Annotated in this window: 19 protein-coding genes and 2 pseudogenes; 14 read left to right on the forward strand and 7 right to left on the reverse strand. The window is 44.1% G+C overall.

All coding sequences use genetic code 11. From position 1 onward, the window contains the following. The first annotated feature begins 942 nt into the window (after positions 1–942). The 7 genes and pseudogenes from C511_RS17750 to C511_RS0103110 all read left to right on the forward strand — a co-directional run bounded on the left by C511_RS17750 (position 943) and on the right by C511_RS0103110 (position 4,990). Positions 943–1,194 carry a hypothetical protein gene (locus C511_RS17750; protein WP_154657470.1) on the forward strand — a complete coding sequence of 84 codons (252 nt, stop codon included), beginning with the start codon at positions 943–945 and terminating at the stop codon, positions 1,192–1,194. 160 nt (positions 1,195–1,354) lie between these two features. Then, positions 1,355–1,498: a hypothetical protein gene (locus C511_RS17755; RefSeq protein WP_154657471.1), complete on the forward strand. Its 144-nt coding sequence runs from the start codon at positions 1,355–1,357 to the stop codon at positions 1,496–1,498. Between the two features lie 135 nt (positions 1,499–1,633). Continuing rightward, positions 1,634–1,948, forward strand: a pseudogene (locus C511_RS17165) (hypothetical protein); the annotation flags it as partial. Positions 1,949–2,221: 273 nt separating this feature from the next. Continuing rightward, a pseudogene (locus C511_RS17170) lies at positions 2,222–3,187 on the forward strand (OB-fold nucleic acid binding domain-containing protein); the annotation flags it as partial. Between the two features lie 93 nt (positions 3,188–3,280). Beyond that, positions 3,281–3,607, forward strand: a complete 327-nt coding sequence (gene trxA, locus C511_RS0103100; protein ID WP_304523492.1) for a thioredoxin — start codon at positions 3,281–3,283, stop codon at positions 3,605–3,607. A gap of 10 nt (positions 3,608–3,617) precedes the next feature. Continuing rightward, positions 3,618–3,953 (forward strand): hypothetical protein, encoded by a 336-nt coding sequence (locus C511_RS0103105; RefSeq protein WP_024995862.1) that lies wholly within the window; start codon positions 3,618–3,620, stop codon positions 3,951–3,953. Between the two features lie 107 nt (positions 3,954–4,060). Further along, on the forward strand, positions 4,061–4,990 hold the full coding sequence (locus C511_RS0103110; RefSeq protein ID WP_024995863.1) for a hypothetical protein: 930 nt from the start codon (positions 4,061–4,063) through the stop codon (positions 4,988–4,990). Here the strand turns inward: C511_RS0103110 and C511_RS0103115 are convergent. The 4 genes from C511_RS0103115 to C511_RS0103130 all read right to left on the reverse strand — a co-directional run bounded on the left by C511_RS0103115 (position 4,972) and on the right by C511_RS0103130 (position 6,941). Further along, entirely contained in the window at positions 4,972–5,190 is a 219-nt protein-coding gene (locus tag C511_RS0103115) for an immunity 17 family protein (protein WP_024995864.1), read from the reverse strand. The genes C511_RS0103110 and C511_RS0103115 overlap by 19 nt on opposite strands. Continuing rightward, positions 5,187–5,609: a tRNA (adenosine(37)-N6)-threonylcarbamoyltransferase complex ATPase subunit type 1 TsaE gene (gene tsaE, locus C511_RS0103120; protein ID WP_024995865.1), complete on the reverse strand. Its 423-nt coding sequence runs from the start codon at positions 5,607–5,609 to the stop codon at positions 5,187–5,189. Before tsaE ends, C511_RS0103115 begins: the two co-directional genes overlap by 4 nt. 72 nt (positions 5,610–5,681) lie before the next feature. After that, positions 5,682–6,515: a metal ABC transporter permease gene (locus C511_RS0103125; protein WP_024995866.1), complete on the reverse strand. Its 834-nt coding sequence runs from the start codon at positions 6,513–6,515 to the stop codon at positions 5,682–5,684. Between the two features lie 9 nt (positions 6,516–6,524). Continuing rightward, positions 6,525–6,941, reverse strand: a complete 417-nt coding sequence (locus C511_RS0103130; protein ID WP_024995867.1) for a hypothetical protein — start codon at positions 6,939–6,941, stop codon at positions 6,525–6,527. Between the two features lie 68 nt (positions 6,942–7,009). Between C511_RS0103130 and C511_RS0103135 the strand changes: the two genes are divergently transcribed. Beyond that, complete coding sequence (locus C511_RS0103135) at positions 7,010–8,368, forward strand: APC family permease (protein WP_027317807.1); 1,359 nt, start codon at positions 7,010–7,012, stop codon at positions 8,366–8,368. Positions 8,369–8,382: 14 nt separating this feature from the next. Continuing rightward, on the forward strand, positions 8,383–9,543 hold the full coding sequence (locus tag C511_RS16110; protein ID WP_024995868.1) for a hypothetical protein: 1,161 nt from the start codon (positions 8,383–8,385) through the stop codon (positions 9,541–9,543). A gap of 215 nt (positions 9,544–9,758) precedes the next feature. Here the strand turns inward: C511_RS16110 and C511_RS0103145 are convergent, their stop codons facing one another. Further along, a complete protein-coding gene (locus C511_RS0103145; RefSeq protein ID WP_027317808.1) occupies positions 9,759–10,295 on the reverse strand; it encodes a PH domain-containing protein in 537 nt (178 codons plus the stop codon). A gap of 10 nt (positions 10,296–10,305) precedes the next feature. Continuing rightward, the gene (locus C511_RS0103150) at positions 10,306–11,532 is read right to left on the reverse strand and encodes a 3-phosphoshikimate 1-carboxyvinyltransferase (protein WP_027317809.1); all 1,227 of its coding nucleotides are present in this window, start codon (positions 11,530–11,532) and stop codon (positions 10,306–10,308) included. Positions 11,533–11,664: 132 nt separating this feature from the next. On the opposite strand from C511_RS0103150, the gene C511_RS0103155 reads away from it, so the two are divergent. Further along, entirely contained in the window at positions 11,665–12,669 is a 1,005-nt protein-coding gene (locus tag C511_RS0103155) for an AI-2E family transporter (protein WP_024995870.1), read from the forward strand. 2 nt (positions 12,670–12,671) lie between these two features. Here C511_RS0103155 and C511_RS16115 read toward each other — a convergent pair whose 3' ends face one another. Next, entirely contained in the window at positions 12,672–13,535 is an 864-nt protein-coding gene (locus C511_RS16115; RefSeq protein ID WP_024995871.1) for a uroporphyrinogen-III synthase, read from the reverse strand. A gap of 110 nt (positions 13,536–13,645) precedes the next feature. Between C511_RS16115 and nrfH the strand changes: the two genes are divergently transcribed. From nrfH to C511_RS0103180, 4 genes are all read left to right on the forward strand, one after another. Beyond that, positions 13,646–14,221, forward strand: a complete 576-nt coding sequence (gene nrfH, locus C511_RS0103165) for a cytochrome c nitrite reductase small subunit (protein WP_024995872.1) — start codon at positions 13,646–13,648, stop codon at positions 14,219–14,221. 10 nt (positions 14,222–14,231) lie between these two features. Next, positions 14,232–15,713, forward strand: coding sequence for an ammonia-forming cytochrome c nitrite reductase (nrfA, locus tag C511_RS0103170; protein ID WP_024995873.1), 1,482 nt, complete (start codon positions 14,232–14,234; stop codon positions 15,711–15,713). 73 nt (positions 15,714–15,786) lie between these two features. Continuing rightward, positions 15,787–17,031, forward strand: coding sequence for a cytochrome c biogenesis protein ResB (locus C511_RS0103175; protein ID WP_027317810.1), 1,245 nt, complete (start codon positions 15,787–15,789; stop codon positions 17,029–17,031). Beyond that, entirely contained in the window at positions 17,018–17,806 is a 789-nt protein-coding gene (locus C511_RS0103180; RefSeq protein WP_027317811.1) for a cytochrome c biogenesis protein, read from the forward strand. Before C511_RS0103175 ends, C511_RS0103180 begins: the two co-directional genes overlap by 14 nt. Positions 17,807–17,808: the final 2 nt, after the last annotated feature.

Consider the following 17,808-nt stretch of genomic DNA (forward strand, 5'->3'; position numbering starts at 1 on the left):
AAAAAAGCGGCACAAGAACCGGTTAGGGGAAAAGAACGACCGGGAAAAGAAACACCACAAAGCAACTCAACCCAATACCAAAAATCAAACCCAGCAGATAAACGACAAAGACAACAAACATTCAAGCAAAAGGACAAAAAAATAGAATGGCAAGCTAAATTACACCAACGAACAACAAAAACCAAGCGAAGAAAATGCGGACGACCATCACCACAAGAAAGACTAAACCACCGAAAAACACAAAAAAGATCCGAACAGCAAGCACTACACCAAAAAAGAGCCGACAAAAACCCCGGAAGAAATGGCTCATATCCTTCCCGATCGAACCGAAGCATAAAGAAATACGGTACACAAACATAAGAACGTAAAGAAGAAGGCAACAGATCAAGCACCGAATACACCCACATTCGATAATACACAGAACCCAAGAACGCAGAAAGACAACACGAAAAACCATCCTAAGGAAGAACATAATAATGAAATCACCCCGGAAGAAAACCGAAACCTAAAACAACCACACCAGGCCCCGGAAGAAAAGACACAAAAGCCAGGAGGCGATGACAACCCGGACAGGAGCAAATCAGAACCAAACCACCCCAAAAAACGAACTTTTCACGAAGCAAAAAAAAGACATCCCGATCCTTTAGAACATGATGGGAAAAAGCAGACAACGTCTGAACAGCAAACCAAAAAAAAAAGGGATCCCCCAAGTTACGACCAGACACAGAAGCAAATCATCCCAGCGCCCCACAACAAAGAAAAGAAAGGGGGACCACCACACGCATCGGCAGCGGGAACAGATGAGGATCACGCAGCAAGAACTAAAAAAAAGAACCCCACCAAATATCAGGCAACGAATCAGCAATCACTGAACCCAGACCGTAATAAAGTGCCTCATAATCACAAAGACACGGAAGATGACGCCCAAGAAGAGGAGAAGCGATGGACAACGGAAAAAGAGCAAAAGCAAAACCTGGCGCAAAAAACGAAGGATCAAACCAAAACACCCAAGCTACCCATCAAGGATCCCACGAAAGAGAACAAACGTCCACCCCCAAAAACCGAAAGGTTACCAAAGTGAGTGCCAGAGAAGATTCCCAACCAAAAATTAAAAATAAAGAACGACAGCGCGTAGGCACCCCAACTAAAAGCGGCTCAAATGCCGCCAAACCCGCAAGCACCCGAAACAATTAAATAAACCAAAACACTGGAAGGAAACGGGAAGAGCAAGGCTCAAAAGAACTGAGGAAAAATAAACTCAAGCCACAACATTACGCAACCGCTGCCTGCAAATACGGCAGACGACAACGAAAAGCACGAAAACACGCTCCCAACCCACGAAGAAAGTCCCGACATGGAAGATAAGACAATGAGCAAAACAGACCTTCAGGGGCTGAAAACACAAACAGAGATAAAACAAGAAGACGAGAAAAATAACAAGAAAAAAGACAGAACAATCGATATAAAAACAATGAACACAACAGACCCGCCTACATAAAAGTTGTAAAGGAAAGCTCCAACCAACGGTAACAAAAACGCTAAATCGGCTACTAAGAAAAAAAATCTAAAAAAAAAAGAGACCAAAAATGATCAGGACCGAAAAGAAAGGAATCAATAGAACAAACCGGGTCCAAGCGAAAAAAGCCAAAACAAAACGGAGCCTAAACACAGAAAGAAGAAAAAAGAAAACAACAGAACCGACATGGAGAACAAACAAAAAAAAACAAACGGAAGAACGGGGGAGCAGGAACAGAACATGAACTACACCCGAAAGGCGGCAAACTTTACACATGCCGAAACGGAAGCACTAAAAAAAAAAATACAAAACAAGGAAAGAGATAAGCTAAAACAAAAAAAACCGAAGAAGACGGAACGCGAACAAAACAACAAACAAAAACCAAAGGGAATTAAAAAGATAGCAGAAGAAGGGAAGAACATTGCTCCTTAAAAAAAAAAAAAAAACCAAAACACCAAACACGCATCGGTGGCACAACAAACAACAGACCTCAAAGAAAATTACAAGGCCAAGTATAGAACCACAGACAAGAAGCACAAAAAGGCAAACAACACAAAAACCACTAACCTGACAAAAGAATGAAAGGCAATCAAAAGAAAAGTAGAACGAACGCAGAAAAACAAGACTAAGAAAAAAAATAAAAAAAAAGAAGTGGACAACATACCGGAAGGAAAGGAAGCCATAAAGAAAGTGGCCAAAGGGGCGGTGAAAAATATTGTTGAGAAACGCAAAGATAACAACCCCACCAAAGGGACACGCAATTCTGGAAAACAAGCCAACCGCAAGGCCTGCAAAAAAAAGAACAAACAAAAACTGACCGCAGAAGGGGGCAAAAAGAATTTCAACCAAATAAAGCGCGAGAACAAATGGACTAAAAACAGCAGGCCAAAAGTGTTGATTCAACCGATAAGGAACTACCAAAACCATAATAACGTTGACAAAGAAACAGCTACTAATTCGCTTTTCGGCGGAGATAATGTGGTAGACGTAGCCACTCCCGAAATTCCGTTGGCTCCTCGTTGGAATGATTTGGAGAGACTGAACAAGGAAAGAGAGTTGGTGGGCATCTACTTGTCGGCTCACCCGCTGGATGAATATGCCATTGTTTTGAAGCATGTATGTAATACGCACATGGACGAATTGGATAATAAACCAGCACTAGCCGGACGAGAAATTACGATGGGAGGCATTGTGACTAGTGTGCGGCGGGGAACCAGTAAAAACGGCAATCCTTACGGCATTGCACGGATAGAAGACTATTCGGGCTCAACTGAAATACCGTTCTTCGGTAACGACTGGATAACCTATCAGGGATATCTGAATGAAGGTACGTTTCTTTACATGAAAGCTCGTTGCCAGCCCAAACAATGGCGTCAGGAAGAGCTGGAATTAAAGATCACATCCATGGAGTTGTTGCCCGATGTAAAGGAAAGGCTCATTGATAAGATAACGATTACCATTCCGTTGCCCGAGTTAAACAAACAAATGATTGCCGATTTGAGTGTGCTGACCAAGGAACATCCGGGTAATACGGAGTTATATTTCAAGGTAACCGATCCGGAAAATCGTTCGCACGTAGAGTTTCTATCGCGCCCGGTTAAACTGTCGGTTGGCAAAGAGCTGGTGTTGTATCTGGAGGAGAATCCGGAATTAAGTTTTAGCATAAATTGATTTTTTTATGTGTATTATTACACGGTTCTCGAAACTTTAGTAACTTTATCGGTGTTATGCTATTGATGAAAGAATACTATTTTAACTAATATAATTTATAAGAATATGGCTTTAGAAATTACAGACGCTAATGCAAAAAGCGTGTTATCTGAGGGAAAACCTGTTGTGATTGACTTTTGGGCTCCTTGGTGTGGTCCTTGTAAAATGGTTGGCCCAATCATTGAAGAACTGGCAAAGGAATATGAAGGACAGGTTGTTATTGGTAAATGTGATGTAGACGAGAATGCAGATTTGCCCGCGGAATATGGTATTCGTAACATTCCTACCGTTTTGTTTTTTAAGAACGGCGAAATTGTCGATAAGCAGGTAGGTGCTGTGAGTAAAGCAGTTTTCGATGCAAAAATCAAAGCATTAATTTAATAAAAAGAACATGAAACAGGAAGAAGACATTCTGCCGGAATACGCAGATGATGAAGAAACTATTGAATTTATCAAGGCGTATTTACCGCAAGAATTGAAAGCTAAATTCTCGGACGATGAATTGCATTATTTCATTGACCTGATTGACGAGTATTACATTGAAAGCGGAGTCCTCGAAGGAGAACCCGATGCTGACGGTTACGTGGAAATTGATCTTGAAGCAGTAGCCAACTACATTGTTGCTGAAGCAAAGAAAGATGAAATGGGAGAATATGATCCCGAAGAAATCCTCTTTGTCGTTCAGGGAGAGATGGAGTTTGGTGAATCATTGGGGCAGGTGGAATAATCCGGTTTCACAGATTACGAATAATAAAGGGAGAATTACTTTTAGTGTAAGCTAAAGGTTATTTCTCCCTTTTTTCTTATACTAACCTTTACTTATATTTTAAAAACATGGAAAAAAAAGAAACTGCAAGACTTTTCTACGCCAAACGTTCGTTGGGTGATACGCTGAATTACTCTGTAGATTTTGTGAAAAACAACCTGAAGTGTCTGTTGAAGTTCATGGCACTGCTTATATTACCCTGGAATGTTATTCAAGCCATCCTAATGTGGATGCTTTCGGGAGCTTTAATTGATTTTGCCGCCATCGCTGATTCTACTGACGTGGTTGCAATAGCCGGTCTGCTGGGTGTAAAACACCTGCTTTTGTACGGAGGCATGATGCTGGTCTCTGTTGGTGCCGGTACCTGTCTTATCGCTTTGTTTTTCTCACTGTTGAAGTTGAATCACGAAAGAGAAGGCGGATTGGCCGGACTTCGTTTCCAAGAACTGAAACCTCTTTACGTAAGCAATGTGTTTAAGGGACTGCGTTTGTTCGCGTTTCATATCTTACTGGGTCTTGTTATAGCCTTGCTTATGGGGCTTTTGGCCGGTATTTCTCCTTGGGTTGTATTGGCTTTTATACCTTTCTTATTTATATTTATGTTGCCTCTTGCTTTGCTTATGCCGGCTTATATGCTCGAGAAACAATCCTTCTTCAAAACACTTGCCTCGTCATACCGCATGGGTTTCATTACCTGGGGTGGCGTTTTTGCAGTCCTTTTGGTGATGGCAATCATAGCCGGTTTGATACAGTTGGCTGCCAGTGCTCCCTGGTATATTGTTACCATGGTGGAATATGTGTTTTCGTTAAGTGAAAACGCAGCGACAGAGTCTGCGAGTGTCGGCTTCAACATTCTATCAGGCTTCATGGCATTGTTTCTGTTCTTCGGACAGGCTATCGGACTCCTATTTATATATAGCGGAATGGGCTATCAATTTGGACATGCTTCGGTAAAGTCTCAGGAAATAAAGGTGACGGATCAGATAGACTCTTTCTGAAAAAAGAAAAATATGGCCGTGGCAACTAGTATCAATCCCAGTATGCCATAGAACAGTCGGGCGCGTTTGCGCCCTACGTTCTTTACAATAAACTGCACGTTCTGTGTATTGAAAAACCAGTCCCAATTCAAAACAGCAGCTAGGATAGATACGATGCCGGCTAAGGCAAACAAACCCTGAACAAAATATTGCGGGCTCATAATTGGTTCAGCGTAACAGTCCTGGTTCCGTCTTTCTGCTCTTCAATGCTTACCTTAATGGTGTTTCCCGGAAGTAGTTCTTCAACCAACTCAGGCCACTCAATAAAGCAAAGCGCACCGCTGTAGAAATAATCCTCGTAACCCATGTCGTAAACCTCTTCCAGCTTGTTGATGCGGTAGAAATCGAAATGATAAATTAATTCTGCCGTATCTTCAGAACGGTATTCATTGACAATGGCAAAGGTTGGCGAGGTAATCACATCCGTTACGCCCAGCTCTTCGCATACAGCCTTTACAAACGTTGTTTTACCGGCTCCCATCTTACCGTAAAGAGCAAATACAGTGTTCTCGCCCATTGCAGCGATAAATTCTTTGGCTGCCTCATGTATCTGATCGAGTGATTGAATCTTTATTTCCATATATGATGCTTTTAATGTTTATTGCTTGTTGATAACTGTTGGATTCTTGTTAATAACTTCCTTTAGTCCTGTTTATAACTTCTTGTTTTCTTCTCTCTGTATTCTGGTTGAAATGCTTTTTGCTACCTTGCAGACAGCGTAAATCAGAATAGAAAAGAAAATGATGGAAGCTCCCGAAGGCACATTCAGAAAGTAAGAAATGAAAAGACCGCCCATGCAACTCAGAAAACCAATGATAACCGATAGCCAGATAATTCGTTTAAACTTATAAGTAAATAGATTGGCCGTCATTTGCGGTATGGTGAGCAGCGATATGGCAAGCACAATGCCTACCATTCGTAAACAGGCTACTATAGTCAATGCGATGAAAAGCATGAGAGTGTATTCAAAGAATGCCACGGGCAAACCTTGAGAACGTGCAAATTCCCTGTCGAAAGCCACATGAATGATGGGATGAATGAACAGAGTGAAAAACACGATGAGCACCAATGCCAAAACGCCTAGTATAGCCAGATCGGTTACGGTAATGGTTAAGATATTCCCAAAGAGATAAGCCGAAAGATCGGGTGCGAAGCCGGGCGAAAGAAAACTAAACATAACACCCAGCGCCATGCCGAGTGTCCAGAACACAGCAATGGCCGAGTCCTCACGCATGTCTTTGCGCTTGCTGAGCCACTCTACACCAAAGGCCGATAAGACAGAGAAAACAGCGGCAGAGAGCAGCGGAGAAATTCCGGTGAACAAACCGATTCCGATGCCGCCAAACGAAGCATGCGTGATGCCGCCACTAATAAAAACCAATCGGCGGGTCACGATGTAAGTACCAATGATGCCGCAGGCAATGCTTGCCAGGAGTCCGCCCAGCAAAGCATGTTGAAAAAAAGTATATTGAATCAGCTCTGTCATATACAGTGATTAGTGTCTTCTTTCACCAATGATTAAAAAAATCTCGTCTTTCAGTTCCGTGGGCAAGTTGATTCCTCTCAACTGAAGACTCCTTACCCAGCCGGCCACGTCGATATCTTGCATGGTGTAAAAAATATCACGAAACTGATCTACCTGATACGGATAATAACTATCGGGATCCTTGCCGATGTATTTGTCCAGGTCTTCGTCATCATAATATTCAATCTGTGTGCTTACAGCAGCCAGTAAGCTATCCTTTTCACATATTTCGTGCTGACCGCAACATTCGGCATCTGCTTCCACAATATCGGGGAAGTCGTTCAGCTCACCTTTTTCTATTTTTTTTTGTATGTTTCTGTTACGTATATAGCCGGCAGTCATCGCTACGATGGCAAGTACCAGTAAACCAATGATCAGTATCCACATAATTAATCAAGAAATTTCTGCAAAGTTACTTATTTAATTGTATTTTTGCACCTTGTCAGAGTTAAAACATGAATAAGAACAAATACGGCACATATAAGTTCGGATTGGTTACGGCATCGGCTTTTGTTATTGCCAATATGATTGGTACCGGTGTATTTACCTCGTTGGGATTTCAACTGTTGGGCACCACGAACTTCTTTTCGTTGATGTTGTTGTGGCTGCTTGGTGGCATCATTGCCTTGTGCGGCGCGCTGGTATACGGAGAACTGGGTGCGGTGATGCCTCGCTCGGGAGGAGAGTACCATTATCTGCGCGAAATTTATCACCCGCTTTTGGGATTCATGTCGGGTTGGGCCTCACTGATTGTGGGCTTCGCTGCTCCGGTTGCTCTGGCGTGCATGGCATTAAGCACTTATCTGCATAAAATGTTTCCGGCTTTTGACCCGTTGGCAACGGCAATCACTGTGCTCACCGCGGTAACACTGATTCATGCTTACGATGTAAAAATGGGAGGGACCCTGCAACGGGTGTTTACCTTCTTCAAGATACTCATCATCATCGTCTTTATTATTTGCGGTTTTTGTTTGCCGCCTCACGGACAAGTCGACGGTTTCTCTGCGGCAACGTTCTCTTTCGACGATGTCTTTTCAACAGGATTTGCCGTGTCGCTCATCTGGGTTTATTACGCTTATTCGGGCTGGAACGCCTCAGCTTACATGGCTAACGAAATTCGCGAACCCCAACGTACCATTCCCCGCTCTCTGTTTATCAGTACGGTTATTGTTACCATTTTGTATCTGCTGCTCAACGCCGTGTTTTTGTTTGCCGCTCCGGTGGAGGCGATGCAAGGACAAGTGGAAGTGGGACTGATTGCCGCTCGTTATATCTTTGGCGAATGGGGTGGCAACCTGATGGGATTGCTCATTGCTTTGCTGCTGGTGTCGAGCATCAGCTCCATGGCTTTTCTGGGGCCCAGGGTGTCGCAAGTCATGGGAGAAGATACGTATATTCTACGTTCCTTGGCCCGTAAATCGGCAGGTGGTACGCCTTTTGTCGCCATTTGGGTACAGTATGGCATCAGTGCATTACTTATCATTACCGATTCTTTTGAATTGGTTACCAAATATACCGGCGTTACCTTGTCGTTCTTTGCTTTGATGACGGTAGCCGGACTCTTTGTTCATCGTCATCGTTTCCCTCACGTGGTTCGCCCGTACCGCACATGGGGCTATCCGGTAGTGCCGCTTCTTTTCATTGCGCTCATTCTCTGGTCGGTTGTGTACCTGATTCATGAAGATTACTACAATACGTTTGTGGAGCATACGCAAACGGTGATGTGGATGAGTTTGATGAGCGCCGGCACTTTGCTTTCGGGAATGATGGTTTACGTGATGAATCAATTGATAGTACATTATAAAAAACAGTAAAACAATACGTATATATGAAATCTACGCTGAACTATTTAACATGGAGTTTCGCCTTGCTGCTTGTGGCAGCCTGCGGACAAAAGAAACCTGCTGTGCCGGTGAGTGCATCGGTTGAGCAGACCGATACGCTGCCTGCGGACACAACCAAATTAGTTGCCGATGAGGCTCTGACTGATGCTGCGCGTTTTGTTGCCGGATTGCCGGTGCGTAACGAAACGGGTCGTTTATATGAACTCTCGCAATCGGATACGTGGAAGGCTCACGCCCGTAACATGGAGCAGATATGGAATGCTTTTCAGCAAACTGCCCCACGGCTCATTGCTTTCACGGAGAAGGAGTTGAGTGACATCAATGAAAACTGCCGTACGGTATTTTATCCCTTTGGCGGTCCGGATTACCTCTTTCCCAACACCTTTTTCCCCGAGATGAATACCTATTTCCTGATCGGACTGGAGAAAACCGGTTCGCCGACAAAAATAGAAAAACCTTCTAAAGAAACTTATAAGCTCTACCAAAATGCCGTATCGGACATTCTGAATCTCAGCTTCTTCCGCACGGACGACATGAAACAAGAACTGTTTAACGACACCATTGACGGAGTAATACCTATTATCTCTGTGCTGATGGTGCGCTCGGGCAGGGAAATTGTAAGCATCCGTAATGTGCGCCTCACCGAACAAGGCGCAATCACTGATACGAAAGAAGACGGACAGCCCATCGAACAAAGCGATATGGTTGAGTTTAAGTACTTTCGTCACGGAACCAACAAACTGCAAACGCTTTATTACCTCAAGGCAGATTTGAGCAACGGTGGTTTCCCCCGCAACAAAGCGCTTACGGCTTATGTTAATCAGTTTGATGCAGGCACAACGGTTACGTTTATCAAATCGGCCTCTTACCTGATGCACATGACTTATTTCTCGGGAATTCGTGAAGGCATACTGAACCATACTTCGGCTGTACTTCAAGATGATTCCGGAATTCCTTTACCATTTTACGATACAGAGAAGTGGGACGTAACACTTTACGGTACTTTTGAGAAACCCATTTCGATGTTTGGCAAATATGCACAACCCGAATTGCGTGAAGCCTACGAGCAAGCCGATCCCAAACCGCTGAACTTCCGCATAGGATACGCACGCCAGTCGAACTTGCAAATTGCACGCAAAAAATAAAAGCCGCCGGTCAATCCCCGGCTTCTGTATATGCTAACATCAGAATGACCTGTATATAAGGCCAAAGTGCCTGTATACTAAGGTCATTCTTCTTTATAAACAGTTCGTCCCCGCTACCTGTGACGAATGGCCCCGCATGCGGGGACGTAAATCACCGCATGCGGGGACGAATGGCATAGGTACCTGTGACGAAATAGTCATAAGTAGCAAATGACTTAGTTAGTGGGTTGTTTGGGACTATTAGGTGCGTTGCGTTTGGTTATTGAAGAGATAATGAAATCTCTGTTTTCACAACTTAAAACCACCTTCTTTCCTGAATTTAAAATGATATAAAAAGCTTCATGGTAATCACCTACATAAGCGGAATGTTTGCCTAGTTGTTTAGAGTAGAACAAGCCGACGAATCCCCAAAAACCACCACTCCCAAATATCCTGATTCCTGCTTCTTCATTGTATACATCGATATGCTGAATGCAATCTATCGGAAACATCTTTTTACCGATTGGTCTATAAAGAATCAGTTCAGCTGGAGTTAATGATATGGATAACGGTGTTAGTGCCATCGTGTACGCACTAACAGAAAGTATAACGATGAAGGTAAACAAACACCAAGCTCTATCATGCCAATCATCAGTAAAATTGAAAGAAGCAATCAGGAGAAATAACTCCGTTAACACGAATATAATGCTCAATGTTATGGTTAGTGCCTTTACAGAGCGACTCCAATTTACTGTGTAACGTTTGTCTTTCATTTTTTTGATTTTACTCTTCTTCTATTCCGAAACCGGCCAGACGAAGATCGTTCCAATAGTTGGGATACGATTTGCTTACCACATGAGGTTCGTCTATGCGTATCTGCGGAAAGACAATGCTTGCAGGAGCGAATGCCATGGCCATGCGATGGTCTTCGTATGTGCTGATAACAGCTGTGGCATGCGGTTCGCATCGTTCACCATTCCATATCAATACGGAATTGTTTTCGTGGCGCAGAACATAACCTAGCTTAGCCATTTCGGTTATGAGGGCAGCAATGCGGTCGGTCTCCTTTATCTTCAGACTTTGCAAGCCTGTAAAGCGGAAAGGAATATTGAGCAAGGCGCACGTTACCACGAACGTTTGTGCTAAGTCGGGTATGTCGATAAAATCTTCGTCCAGTCGTTCGGGATATTCACTGGTTTGGCGGAGTATGACGTCTCCGTCGGTAAATTCCGTTGCGATGCCCAATTTGGCAAACACCGCTGCTCCTCGGCTGTCGCCCTGATAACTCTTTTCGAAAAGTCCCTTTAGCTTAATGGACGACTGCGAACTCAACGCTGCAATCTGGTACCAATAAGAGGCTGCACTCCAATCGCTTTCCACCCGGAAAGCCGTATCCGAATAAGGATGAGGAGCCACGCGAATGCAGTTCTCCGAGATCCATTCAGCCTTTGCGCCAAAGTCGGTCATGAGTTGCAACGTCAGGTTGATGTAAGGACGAGAAATAATCTCTCCGGTTAAATGAAGCGTGAGTCCGTTTTTCAGCACAGGTCCTATCATCAGCAAAGCCGAAATATATTGTGAACTGACATCTCCTTTCAGCGTAACCTCTTGGCCGTTTAGTTCACCGCCCGTAATGCGTAAAGGCGGAAACCCTTCGTTGCCGGCATACTCAATCTGCGCACCCAATTCGCGAAGAGCATTTACCAATATCTGAATGGGGCGTTGCTGCATCCGCGCCGTACCGGTGATGACGCGTGTACCAGGCGTTACGCAGAGGTAAGCCGTAAGAAACCGCATGGCCGTTCCCGCCGCCAAGATGTCAATTACATCGTGATTCTCTGTGAGTGCCTGAATCATTACCCGGGTATCGTCACAATCCGACAAGTTAGCCGGCACAGTTGTTCCGCGTCCCAGCGCATGAATAATAAGTGCTCGGTTACTGATACTTTTTGAAGCGGGGAGTTCTATGACGGCCTTCGGTTGCAAAGGCGCAGAAAGTTTGTAGCGCATAATTTCAGTTTGGTAATAAATGAATCTGTTTGCAAAAATAGGAATAAAATCGAAGCTTTTTAAAATAATCGGATGGTATTGATACGAATAAAGTGATAATTTATAAATTTGTGAAACTAAAAACTTGATTCTATGAATGAGAAAGAACGCTATACGAAATATTCACTAATCATTATTATCCTTTTACTGGGAGGAATTCTTTTCGTTCGTCTGATTCCCTTTCTGAGTGGCATTCTGGGTGCGGTAACCATTTATGCGCTGTTAAGGGGACAGATGAAATATCTTTCCGAAAAGAAAAAGATGAAACGCAGTTTGGCTGCCATTTTATTGATTGGCGAAACTGTTTTGTTTTTCCTGATTCCGTTGTCTCTTTTTGTCTGGCTTCTCATTGGTGAGTTGCAGACGTTGAATCTGGATCCTGCCGTACTCATGTCTTCTGTAGAAGATGCCGTGCAGGTTATTCGTGAAAAAACAGGTTATGAACTGTTCAAAGAAGAAAATATGTCGGCCGCTGCATCGTTTTTTACGAAGCTGGCTCAATCGTTTCTAGGCAATGTCAGTGGACTGATCATGAATCTTTTTGTATTGGTCTTTATCCTTTTCTTTATGCTCATAGGTAGTTCTAAAATGGAGGAGTATGTGTACAGCATTCTTCCTTTTGGAGAAGCCGACAGGAAATCGGTTCTCAAGGAAATGAATCGTATAGTGACTTCCAACGCTATCGGAATTCCTTTGCTGGCTGTTATTCAAGGAGGAATTGCTATGGCGGGTTACTTTATTTTCGGGGCACCCAATGCACTGCTCTTTGGTTTCCTAACCTGTTTCGCTACTGTTATTCCGCTGGTTGGTACTGCTCTTATCTGGCTGCCCCTTGTTGTATACATGGCGCTGTTGGGCGATTGGGTAAATGCTGCCGGACTGGCTGCCTACGCGTTGATTATCATCACCAATGTTGATAACCTTATTCGTTTCATGCTGCAAAAGAAAATGGCCAACATTCATCCGCTTATAACTGTGTTCGGTGTGGTCATCGGTTTACCGCTGTTTGGTTTTATGGGAGTTATCTTTGGCCCGCTTCTGATCTCGGTGTTTATTCTCTGTTTTGATATTTATAAAAGGGAGTATCTGGATAAATAAGTCTACTTTTTATTCTGATAATATTGATGGATGGCCGTTGCCAATCCTGTAAAAGCACTAAAGTCTTGCGCTACAATGCTTACTTTGAGCCCTTTTTTTCTTGCGTATGCGGCTGTGTAAGGGCCGAAACAGGCAATCTCAAGGCTGTCGGTTGAAAGGTGGTGCTTCTTGCACGTTTGCAAGGCGACCTCAATTTCGGCTCCGCTGGTAAACACAAGGCAGCTTGCTGTCTTTGTCCGGATCAGTTCGGCAAACCGGTTTTGTATGTTCTCTTCGCTGGCACAGGTTGTGTAAGCGTCAATGCGTGTTACTTGCATTTGAATGGCTTCGAGTGCACGCATAAAATCGGGTACCACATCGGGTTCGGGTATGTCTTTTACCCAAGGAGCCAATACGGCTATTCGCTTTCCGCTGATGTCCGGCCGGGTTTTTAGTTTGGCAACGATGCCCATGGGACTGGCTTCGTCGGGTAATAATACATCGCTTATTTCCAATTCCTTTTTAAGATATTCGGCATCTTTACCAATGGCGCAGAGCGTTATTTGTTGCAAATACAGTTTAGCCTCCGGATGTTTTGCCAATGCAATGGAGAAAGATTCAATGGCTTTGCGGCTCGAGAAGGCGATGTAGTCATAGTTCTGCATCTCTTTCAGGAATTGATTCATCTTGGCTTCTTCAGGTAGTACTTTTGTTTCTATCATGGGACAAGAATAAGTTGCAATATCCTTTTCTTGCAGTGCTTTTTCCAACCGTTGGGCATAACCTTGTGGAGCTGTAATGATTACACGGGGTGTTGCTGACTGCCTCCGGGTTGGTTGGCAGTATAAGCAACTTATGGCAACAAGAATAATAGGGTAGAGGTGCATAGTGTCCTTTTTTGTGGATTCTTTGCAAAACTAATTATTTTTTTTACTCTTTACTTGTTTTTACGGAATAGATTTTTTATTTTAGCACCGTTACGGAATCTAATAGTTTTATGAAAAAAGTACCTATAACTCTTTCATACAGGTTGAAGCTGTTTCTTGTTGTTTCCGCAGGATTCATTTTCGGTGGTGGTTTTCTTTTCCTGTATCTGCTAAGGGCTCATACCTACTTGGGAGATGATCCGTCGGCCTGCGTTAACTGTCACCTCATGGGCGCTTACTATGATACGTGGGCACACGGTTCACACGGTCGTAACACCACATGCAATGATTGCCATGTTCCTCATGAAAATATGTTTCGGAAGTATTTGTTCAAGGCGATGGACGGTACGCGCCATACTGCTGTGTTCCTTACGAATACGGAACCTCAGGTTATTCAGGCAATTCCTCAAAGTTCAGAGGTTATTATGAACAACTGCATCCGTTGCCATACTCAGCTGAATACTGAATTTGTAAAAGACGGACGCCTTTCTTACATGCAGACTCAGGTTGGTGAGGGCAAGGCTTGTTGGGATTGTCACAAGGAAGTTGGGCATGGCAAGGTGAGTCTTTCGACAACTCCCAATGCGTTGGTTCCTTACCCGGAATCACCGGTACCTCAATGGTTGAAGAAAATAATGAAAAAATAATATAGCGGATATGGAAAGAAAACTCAAAACCTGGCAAGGGTGGCTGTTGTTCGCCGGAACAATGGTTGTTGTATTTGTACTTGGTCTGGTAGTTGCCTCTATGCTGGAACACAGAGCTGAGGTGGCAAGTGTCTTTAATAACAAGAAGGTGGATATTAAAGGCATTGAACCGCGCAATGAAATATTCAAGGATAATTATCCCAGAGAATATGCCACGTGGCTGCGTACTGCAGAGACTGACTTTAAAAGCGAGTTCAACGGCAGCGAAGCTGTTGATGTGCTGGCTCAACGACCGGAAATGGTCATTCTATGGGCCGGATATGCTTTTTCTAAAGACTACACAACGCCTCGCGGACACATGCATGCCATTGAGGATGTGCATCGCACGCTCCGTACCGGTGCACCTACTGGTGATCATGATGGTCCGCAACCGGCTACCTGCTGGACTTGCAAAAGTCCGGACGTACCACGGATGATGGAGGCTGTAGGAGTTGATTCTTTTTATAACAAGAAATGGGCGTTTTGGGGAAGCGAAATCGTGAACCCTATCGGTTGTTCCGACTGTCACGATTCGGAAACGATGAATCTGCATATCAGTCGACCGGCTCTGCGTGAGGCATTTGCCCGTCAGGGAAAGAATATCGATGAGGCTACTCCGCAGGAGATGCGCTCACTGGTGTGTGCTCAATGTCACGTAGAATATTATTTTCGTAAAAGTGACAATTACCTGACTTTCCCGTGGGATAAAGGTATTACCGCCGAGAAAATTGAAGAGTATTACGATGAGGCCGAATTTTATGATTATAAGCATGCGTTGAGTCAGACGCCTGTCATCAAAGCGCAACACCCTGATTTTGAAATTGCTCAGATGGGTATTCACGGACAACGGGGCGTTTCCTGTGCCGATTGCCACATGCCTTATATGGCGGAAGGAGGCATTAAGTACAGCGATCACCATGTGCAAAGTCCGCTGGCTAAGATTGACCGCACTTGTCTGGTGTGCCACAGAGAAAGTGAAGAGACATTGCGTAACAATGTGTACGAACGTCAGCGTAAAGCCAATGAGGCTCGTAACAGGTTGGAGCAAGAACTGGCTAAAGCTCACATAGAAGCCAAATTCGCTTGGGACAAAGGTGCTACCGAAGCACAAATGAAGGATGTACTCAAGCTGATTCGTCAGGCACAGTGGCGCTGGGATTTCTCCGTTGCTTCGCATGGGGCTTCTTTCCATGCTCCTCAGGAAATACAACGTATTCTGGGACATGGTTTAGACAGGGCATTACAGGCTCGCTTGTCTATTGCCAAAGTACTAGCTAAAAACGGTTTCACCGGTGATGTGCCGATGCCCGATATTTCAACCAAAGAGAAGGCACAGCAATACATCGGATTGGATATGAAAAAGGAACATCAGGAAAAAGAACAATTCCTGAAAGTGACTGTTCCCAAATGGCTTGAAAAAGCAAAAGCCAAAGGAAGATTGGCACAGATATAATAAAAATAGCTATGTTTGCAGAACCACCGTTGCCCGCGTCGTGACGGTGGTTCTTAATTAAATATCTGATAGTATGTGGAAACAACCCTGGGGGTATAAAGAAGGTTACGTCATTTGTGGAGGACTATTTCTGACTGGTTTGTCATTGCAGGCTGCCGTAGGAGGCTTTCACCTCGAAACACTGGCTTATCCGATCAATTTATTGGCTGCCGTTGTCTTTTTTCTCTTGTTACTTCTGTTGCACTTTTTTCGAAGAAAGTTTGCTGCTTTGCGATGGCTGAGCAGTTATCAGGCTGCCATCTCTTCCATTTCTTCTTTGGCTTTACTGACCTTGGTTATGGGATTAGTGAAACAACTACCCGGTTACATGCACGAAGGAGATGCCTGGCCCGGCTTTGCACAGATGTTATCTAACTGGGCTTTTGCATTTCTATTCGTTTGGTTCATTGCGGTGTTGGGCATGACTGTTTTTCTACGGCTTTTCTCTGCCCAATGGAAGGACATCCCTTTTGTACTTAATCACTTGGGGTTGCTTATTGCCCTTACCGGTGCGGTTTTGGGCAGCGCAGATATTCAACAACTTGAGATGAATACGTTAGTGGGGCGTCCCCAGTGGATGGCAACTAATGAACGGGGGGATGTGTTGGAACTACCTTTGGCTATTGAATTACATGAGTTTTCCATAGAAGAATATCCGCCTAAGCTGATGCTGATAGACAATGAAACCGGCGATATGTTACCCAAGGGGAAGCCGGATCATTTTTTGGTAGAAGATAGTGCTGCTGTAGGAAAGCTTCTCGACTGGGATGTGGCAGTTATTACTAAACTGCCCATGGCGGCTGGTGTGCCTACGGGTGATACGTTGAAATACGTGGAGTTTCATTCTGTGGGGGCCACAATGGCTTTGTATATTCGGGTGAGTCATAGAAAAACAGGCGATACACATGAAGGATGGGTTAGTTGCGGTAATTATATGTTTCCCTATAAAGCCATGCGTTTAAATGATAAAGTCAGTTTGGTAATGCCGGAACCTGAGCCTAAGCGTTTTTATTCGGATGTGACGGTCTACACGGAATCGGGCAAAACCATTCGTGAAGTGATTGAAGTCAATAAGCCCGTACAGGTAGACGGATGGAAGATTTATCAATTGGGTTATGATGAAAGTAAAGGGCGCTGGAGTGATGTCAGTGTGTTTCAGCTGGTGAGAGATCCATGGTTGCCCGTGGTGTATACGGGTATACTCATGATGATTGCCGGTGCACTGGCTTTGTTTGTTTTTCAAAAAAGGAAGGAGGGTGTTCATGATAAGCTGGACTGATTTTTGGATGTTTGCCTTACCGGCTTTCTGTTGCTGGCTGGCGGGTGCATGGTTTGCCTGGCGAGGAAATAGGATTGCGAAGGCCTGTGGATTTACCTTGGCGGGTTTATTGATTTTTGCGGCATTTATCATCGGATTGTGGGTGTCATTGGAACGTCCTCCCATGCGTACGATGGGTGAGACCCGTTTGTGGTATTCTTTTTTTCTTCCTTTGGTGGGTCTTATGACGTACCTGCGCTGGAGGTATAAATGGATTCTTTCCTTCAGCACTGTGCTGGCACTGGTTTTTATTGGCGTGAATTTGTTAAAACCCGATATCCATAACAAGACTTTGATGCCTGCTTTGCAAAGTCCTTGGTTTGTGCCTCATGTAATTGTTTATATGTTTGCCTATGCGATGCTGGGTGCGGCTACTGTTATGGCGCTGTACCTGCTTTTGAGAAAAAACAAACGTCCGGCAGCAATGGAAATGGATATGTGTGATAACTTGGTGCAGATAGGATTCTCCTTTATGACGTTAGGACTTTTATCCGGTGCGTTATGGGCAAAAGAGGCTTGGGGACATTATTGGAGCTGGGATCCCAAAGAAACCTGGGCGGCCATTACTTGGTTTTGTTACCTAAGTTATATTCATTATCGGTTACATCGCAAGACTTCATATTCAATTGCACTGATCATGCTACTTATCTCTTTTCTTTTACTGCAAATGGCTTGGTATGGTATTAACTACCTGCCTTCGGCACAAGGGGTGAGTGTACATACGTATAGCATGTAAGT

The sequence above is a fragment of the Bacteroides graminisolvens DSM 19988 = JCM 15093 genome (genome assembly GCF_000428125.1).
GTDB classification, from domain to species: domain Bacteria; phylum Bacteroidota; class Bacteroidia; order Bacteroidales; family Bacteroidaceae; genus Bacteroides; species Bacteroides graminisolvens.